This window comes from Umezawaea sp. NPDC059074 (assembly GCF_042738955.1).
Lineage (GTDB): Bacteria > Actinomycetota > Actinomycetes > Mycobacteriales > Pseudonocardiaceae > Umezawaea.
Genome location: NZ_JBHYHC010000031.1, coordinates 48,607 through 55,165 on the forward strand (window position 1 = coordinate 48,607; position 6,559 = coordinate 55,165).

A 6,559-nucleotide genomic window follows, 5' to 3' on the forward strand; every position below is an offset into this window, starting at 1 on the left:
GGTATATGCCTCGTCGACCTGCCATTTCATCGCCCAACCGAGGTACATTGATGCTCTTAGAGGGGTCCTGGTCACTGTTCGGGACCCCTCAGTCACGCCGAGTTCGACGGCCGCGACCCGGCCCACCGACACGAGGGCCGACGAGGAGGCTGGATGTCCGACCGTGCGTCGGCCACACTGTCGGACTCGGCAGTGCGCGGGTCAGGCAGGACCCCCAACAGGTCGCTGAACTTCAACCTCTTCGCGGCGGTGCTCCTCGTCGCCGGGGTGTCCTGCGCCGTGCTCGTCGGCGGCTGGCTGCCCGACCACCCGGTCGACACCCGCCTGTTCTGGACCGGCCCGCTGCTCGTCATCGGCTTCCTGCTCGCGGAGCAGCTCGCCATCAACGTCGACGTCCGCAGCGGGGTGGCGTGGACGATCTCGTTCACCGAGATCCCGCTGGTCCTGGGTCTGCTGGTGGCGCCGTTCGAGGTCGTGCTGGCCGCGCACGTCGTGGCGGGCGTCGGCACGCTGCTCGGCCGCCGCGTGCTCAACCGCGTCGCCTACAACGCGGGCCTGATGTTCATGGAGATCTCGGTCGCGTTCGCGGTCGCCCACGGCGTCAAGCAGGCGCTCGGCGAAGACGGCCCGTTCTGGGCCGGACCGTTCCTCGGCACGATCGCCGTCCCGCTGCTGGCCAGCGTCCTCGGGCTCACCGCGTTGCGGATCATGGGCAAGGGGATGCGGGTCACCGCGAGCCTCCGCCTGGTCGGCCAGACCCTCATCGTCGCCCTGCTGAACACCTCCGCGGGCCTCGTGGCCTACGAGATCGCGTCGACCACCCAGTGGGGCGGCCTGCTGATCGCGCTGGTGTTCGCGGGCATCACGGCCATCTACGTGGCGTACTCCTCCCTCCTGCGCGAGCAGCGCGACCTGGAGGCGCTCAGCGAGGTCTCGCTGCGCGTCGCCCGGTCCGGCCAGAACGCGACCGGCCCGCGCAACACACCGGGCCAGGACGAGGACGGCAACGAGGACGACGAGTGGCAGCTCATCGCCGAGCGCATCCGCGAGCAGCTCAACGCCAACCGCGTCGTGCTCCGGCTGCGCACGGACCCGCAGGAGCCGATGCGCACGCTGGTCGCCGGCGAGCCGCTGCCCGGCAGGCCCGTGGTCGACTCCCGCGTCGTCCGCGAGGACCCGATGCTCCAGCTCCCCGGCACGCACGTCCGCTACTTCCGGGTCGTCGACTCGAACGAGGACGTCACCGAGGCCCTCGCCCGCCGCGACGCGCAGGAGGCGCTGGTGGTGCCGCTGCGCGGCGCGACCCAACTCCTCGGAGCGGTCGAGGCGCACGACCGGCTCAGCCGGTGGCGCGGCTTCGGCAAGGCCGACATCCAACTGCTCCGCACGCTCGCCAGCCACCTCGCGACCGCCGTGGACAACCGCAGGCTGCTCGCCCGCCTCCGCCACGACGCCTACCACGACCCGCTGACCGGCCTGCTCAACCGCGCGGGCTTCCGCGAGGCCGCCGCCGAGCCGCTGCGCCAGCACACCAAGCCCGTGGTCCTGCGCATCGACCTGGACGTCCTGTCGACCGTCTCCGACGCGCTCGGCCAGGCCTGGGGCAACCGCATGGTCGTCGCCGCGGGCCGCAGGCTGCGCGACGAACTCGGCCCCGAGGTCGCCTTGGCCCGACTGGAGGGCGGCATGTTCGCCGCGCTCCTCGTCGACCGCATGGCCGACCGCGCCCAGGAGATCGCCGAACGCCTCCGCTCGGCCCTGTCGGTCCCGTACCCGGTCGACCGCCTCACCGTCGAAGCGAGCGCCGTCGTCGGCTACGTCTCCACGGACGAGTCCGAGGACGACCCGGACGTCGACGTCCTGCTGCAACGCGCCGACGTCGCCGTCCGCGCCACCAGCGAGGCCGAGCCGGTGCGCTCGTACGTGCCGAGCATGGGCCAGATCTTCCTGCGCCGCTTCCAGCTCGTCACCCAGTTCCGCCAGGCGCTGGAGACCGGCCAGATCTCCGTGCACTACCAGCCCAAGGTGGCCCTGCCGAGCCGTCAGGTCGTCGGGGCCGAGGCCCTGGTCCGCTGGAAGCACCCGGAGTTCGGCCGCGTCGACCCGGACGAGTTCGTGCCCGCCGTGGAGGCCACCGGACTGGTGGACGTCCTCACCGACTTCGTCATGGACAAGGCACTGGAACGCGTCCGCGGCTGGATGGACCGCGGCCTGCGGATGTCCATCGCGGTCAACCTCTCCGTGCGCACGCTGGCCGACGAGGAGTTCCCGGACCGCGTCGCCACGGCCCTGCAACACCACAACGTCCCGCCCCAGCTCCTCACGTTCGAGCTGACCGAGTCCGGCGTGATGGCCGACCCGGAACGCGCCCTGCCCGTGCTGCGCAGGCTGCACGCGCTGGGCGTGGTGCTGGCGGTCGACGACTTCGGCACCGGCTACTCGTCGCTCGCGTACCTGCGCCAGCTGCCGGTCGACGAGGTCAAGATCGACAAGAGCTTCGTCCTCGGCATGGGCACGGACCTCGGCGACATGGCCGTCGTCCGGAGCATCGTCGAACTCGGCCACTCGCTCGGCCTCACGGTCGTCGCCGAGGGCGTCGAGGACGACGCCGCGCGCGACCAGTTGGTCAGCATGGGCTGCGACATCGCCCAGGGCTACCTGATCTCCCGCCCGCTGTCCGAGGAGCGCTTCGAGGCGTGGCTCGGAGCACGAACGGTGCAGGTCAGGGGCGCCCGCGATGAGACGGTGCTCACCTTGGTCCACTAAGGCCACCCCCCGATTTCCACTTCGGGGACGTCGTGTGTAAGATTCTTCTTGCCCCGCAAGGAGCAAGTGCCCCAATAGCTCAGTCGGTAGAGCGTTTCCATGGTAAGGAAAAGGTCTACGGTTCGATTCCGTATTGGGGCTCCACAACCCGGCCGCGGTGCATGTGCAGTACGCACCGCGGCCGAGTCGTGCAAAGCGGTGTAGCTCAGTTGGTAGAGCAAGCGGCTCATAATCGCTGTGTCGCCGGTTCAAGTCCGGCCACCGCTACACAGTTAGCTCCCAGCCAGGTTCGCCTGGACCCACAGCCGGGCGACTGGGCGCCCGGACCTCGCCGCGGGGGTAAGCCCTCCGCGGAGTCTTCGAGGGGAACCGAGCTCTAGAAAGGCAAGGCCGTGGCTGCAACCGACGTACGTCCGAAGATCACTCTCGCGTGCGAGGAGTGCAAGCACCGGAACTACATCACCAGGAAGAACCGTCGGAACGACCCCGACCGCCTGGAGATCAAGAAGTTCTGCCCGAACTGCAAGACCCACCGCGCGCACAAGGAAACCCGCTGACACCAGCGTTTCCCGCGAGCTCACGAAGAGGCCGTCCCCGAGTGGGGGCGGCCTCTTCGCGTAATCTGCCCCCGTGGCACTGGACCAATCGTTCATCGGACGTTCCTACCCCCCTTCACCCGCGTACGAGGTGAGCAGGGAGAAGATCCGCGAGTTCGCCGAAGCGGTGGGCGCTCCCAGCGCCCTCCACCGCGACCAGGAGGCCGCGAAAGCGGCGGGCTACCCCGACGTGATCGCCCCACCGACTTTCGCGATCCTCGTGTCGATGAAGGCCAACGAGGTCCTCGTCAAGGACCCGGAGTTGGGACTCGACTACACCCGCGTGGTCCACGGCGACCAGACCTTCGCCCACCACCGCCCCATCACGGCGGGCGACCGCCTCGTGGTCACCACGCACGTCGACGCCATCAACTCCCGCATGGGCAACGACATCATCAGCGTCCGCGCGGAGGTCAGCACCGAAGAGGGCGAGCAGATCACCACCGCCCGCTCCACCCTGGTAGCCAGGGGCACCGCCACGGAGGACCAGGCATGATCAAGGCCGAAGAAGTCACCGAAGGCACCACCCTGCCCCCGCTGACCCTCACCATCACGAGGGCGGACCTGGTCCGCTACGCGGGCGCGTCACTGGACTTCAACCCGATTCACTGGAACGAGCGCTTCGCGCAAGAGGTAGGACTCCCCGGCGTGATCGCCCACGGCATGCTCACGATGGGCATGGCGTCCAGAATCGTCACGGACTGGACCGGCGACCCCGGAGCGGTGGTCGAGTACGGAGTCCGCTTCGGCAGGCCCGTCCCAGTCCCGGACACGGCAGAGGGCGCGACGGTGGAGGTCACCGCCAAGGTCACCAAGCACCTGGAAGACGGCACCTTCAAGATCGCCATCACCGCAACCTTCGACGGCAAGTCAGTACTCGGCGGCGCCACAGCCCGCGTCCGCCTCCCATAACCCGCAGTCCGCAGTCCGCGACCCGTAGCGCACAACCCACAGCCCGAACCGACGCCAGCAGCCCCAGCGGCCCAGCAGCCCCGACAACCCTGCTGGCGTCGGCCAGAGGCCCCCAAGAGGCCCCCCAGAGCCTCGAGGCCCAGAGCCCAAGGTTTTCGTCTTTTTCCCTGAACCCGACCCACTACGGGACTGGGGCCCGGCCACGGAACGTGGCCGATTTTATTTGGGGGATTTGCCCCTTAAAATTGGAGATCGGGCAGGGCTTTGGGGCACTGCCTTTTGGCCCGATCAAGGGGCAAATCTAGGGGCCCCAAATCAAATCGGCCACAGCACGCTGGAACCGGCGGCCACCCTGACGACCAGGCCGAAACCCGCAGGCAGAAGCCCTACGGCACGAAGCCCGCCCCGCCAAAGCCCCCACCAACACCGCCCAAGCAAACACAACCCCCACGAAGCCTCCAGAAAACCCCAACCCAGAAACACCAAGAAAACCCCAACCCCGGCAGCAACACCCCAAGACCCCCGACAAAACCCGAAAGAAGATCAGGATCCCCACCCCCACCACCCCCACCGCCAGCCCCCACCAACAGCCCCCTCCCGCAGCACCCCACCCCCCGATGTGGGTAGGCTGTTGCCTGACAGTCCAGTCAGCACGCTGACCGGGGCAGTTGGAGTGTGCGGGTGTTCGTGCCGTATGCTTCCGGACTTGGAAGTCCAACCAGGTGCTCCGTGGACCCCCACGGGGAGGCTGGAAGGCGTCCAAAGCCAGGGGCAGCACGCAGGCCCCAAAGGGGCGTAGCTCAATTGGCAGAGCAGCGGTCTCCAAAACCGCAGGTTGCAGGTTCGATTCCTGTCGCCCCTGCGTCGAAATGCACGGCGAGTGGAGGACGGCATGAGCGACGACCGCGAGCAGGATCAGCCGGAGGAGCGCGAGAGCGCGGCTCGGCCGGTCACCGCTGCGGCCCGGCGTGAGCGTCGTGCTTCCGCCCGTCCGGCTTCCCGCAAGGACGACGCCAAGAAGGTGTCCGCGTCCGACGAGGACGAGGACTCGGCGTCGAAGAAGGGCCGTGCCACGCGGGCTCGGGACGCCCAGGAGAAGCGGCCTTCGCTGATCTCCAGGGGTTTCCGCTACATCCGCGAGGTCGTCAGCGAGCTGCGCAAGGTCATCTGGCCGACGCGCAAGCAGCTCGTCACGTACACCGGGGTCGTGCTGGTCTTCGTGACCTTCATGGTCGCCCTCGTGTACGGCCTGGACGTTGGTTTCGGCTGGGCCGTGTTCGAGCTGTTCGGCTGAGCCGAATGGCGCCGGCCTCCGCTGAGGTGGCCGAACACGTGATGCACGAAAGGAAGCGAGACCCGCAGTGACCTCCGAGAACGGCGTTGACGCCCACGAGCTGACCGACCTGACCGACGAAGAGGTGTTCGCCGCCGCTCAGGACGGCGACTCCGTGCACGTCGAACCGGTCGTCGAGCTGGAGGACACCGAGGGGTCCGCGACCGACGTGGACGACGAGACCGATGCGGAGCCCGAGTCGGGTGGCGACGTCGAGTCCGTCGAGGACGGGGACGACGAGGCGGCCGCCGAGCTGCCCGACATCCACGCCGAGCCCGCCGACCCGGTGGCCGAGATGCGCGACGCACTGCGTGCGGCGCCCGGCTACTGGTACGTCGTGCACTCGTACGCGGGGTACGAGAACAAGGTCAAGACGAACCTCGAGACGCGCATCCAGACGCTCGACATGGAGGACTACATCTTCCAGGTCGAGGTGCCGACCGAGGAAGTCACCGAGATCAAGAACGGCCAGCGCAAGCAGGTGCAGCGCAAGGTGCTGCCCGGCTACATCCTGGTCCGCATGGAGCTCAACGACTCCTCGTGGAGCGCGGTGCGCAACACGCCTGGCGTGACCGGCTTCGTCGGTGCGACGTCCAAGCCCTCCCCGTTGACCATCGACGACGTGCTGAAGTTCCTCCTCCCGCAGGTGGAGCCGAAGGCGGCCGAGGGCAAGAAGTCGACGTCCGGCCCGGCCAAGTCCACCATCGAGGTCGACTTCGAGGTCGGCGAGTCGGTCACCGTCATGGACGGCCCGTTCGCGACGCTGCCCGCGACGATCAGCGAGGTCAACGCCGACGGCCAGAAGCTGAAGGTCCTGGTGTCGATCTTCGGTCGCGAGACCCCGGTCGAGCTGAGCTTCGACCAGATCCAGAAGAACTGATCTCACCGTCTTCCGAGCAGGTCAGAGTGGCTCTCGCAGCCGCTCTGACCTGCTAGGTTTTTTTCCGCACGT

Annotated in this window: 6 protein-coding genes and 3 tRNA genes; all 9 read left to right on the forward strand. The window is 68.3% G+C overall.

Translation table 11 applies throughout. From position 1 onward, the window contains the following. Window positions 1-153 precede the first annotated feature (153 nt). The 9 genes from ACFWW9_RS16650 to nusG all read left to right on the forward strand — a co-directional run bounded on the left by ACFWW9_RS16650 (window position 154) and on the right by nusG (window position 6,487). The gene (locus ACFWW9_RS16650) at window positions 154-2,766 is read left to right on the forward strand and encodes a putative bifunctional diguanylate cyclase/phosphodiesterase (protein WP_390377681.1); all 2,613 of its coding nucleotides are present in this window, start codon (window positions 154-156) and stop codon (window positions 2,764-2,766) included. A gap of 68 nt (window positions 2,767-2,834) precedes the next feature. Continuing rightward, window positions 2,835-2,910, forward strand: a tRNA-Thr gene (locus ACFWW9_RS16655). A gap of 50 nt (window positions 2,911-2,960) precedes the next feature. After that, a tRNA-Met gene (locus ACFWW9_RS16660) sits at window positions 2,961-3,033 on the forward strand. Between the two features lie 125 nt (window positions 3,034-3,158). After that, window positions 3,159-3,323, forward strand: coding sequence for a 50S ribosomal protein L33 (rpmG, locus tag ACFWW9_RS16665; RefSeq protein ID WP_015105301.1), 165 nt, complete (start codon window positions 3,159-3,161; stop codon window positions 3,321-3,323). Between the two features lie 73 nt (window positions 3,324-3,396). After that, window positions 3,397-3,858, forward strand: coding sequence for a MaoC family dehydratase N-terminal domain-containing protein (locus ACFWW9_RS16670; RefSeq protein WP_390377684.1), 462 nt, complete (start codon window positions 3,397-3,399; stop codon window positions 3,856-3,858). Beyond that, on the forward strand, window positions 3,855-4,274 hold the full coding sequence (locus ACFWW9_RS16675) for a MaoC family dehydratase (protein ID WP_390377687.1): 420 nt from the start codon (window positions 3,855-3,857) through the stop codon (window positions 4,272-4,274). Before ACFWW9_RS16670 ends, ACFWW9_RS16675 begins: the two co-directional genes overlap by 4 nt. Before the next feature lie 789 nt (window positions 4,275-5,063). After that, a tRNA-Trp gene (locus ACFWW9_RS16680) sits at window positions 5,064-5,136 on the forward strand. A gap of 30 nt (window positions 5,137-5,166) precedes the next feature. Continuing rightward, complete coding sequence (secE, locus tag ACFWW9_RS16685) at window positions 5,167-5,568, forward strand: preprotein translocase subunit SecE (RefSeq protein WP_390377690.1); 402 nt, start codon at window positions 5,167-5,169, stop codon at window positions 5,566-5,568. Window positions 5,569-5,635: 67 nt separating this feature from the next. Continuing rightward, complete coding sequence (gene nusG, locus ACFWW9_RS16690) at window positions 5,636-6,487, forward strand: transcription termination/antitermination protein NusG (protein WP_390377693.1); 852 nt, start codon at window positions 5,636-5,638, stop codon at window positions 6,485-6,487. Window positions 6,488-6,559: the final 72 nt, after the last annotated feature.

Excerpts from the sequence above, each read along its gene's own strand:
- secE (WP_390377690.1), top strand. The coding sequence starts at position 5,167 with ATGAGCGACGACCGCGAGCAGGATCAGCCGGAGGAGCGCGAGAGCGCG.
- ACFWW9_RS16650 (WP_390377681.1), top strand. The coding sequence starts at position 154 with ATGTCCGACCGTGCGTCGGCCACACTGTCGGACTCGGCAGTGCGCGGG.
- ACFWW9_RS16675 (WP_390377687.1), top strand. The coding sequence starts at position 3,855 with ATGATCAAGGCCGAAGAAGTCACCGAAGGCACCACCCTGCCCCCGCTG.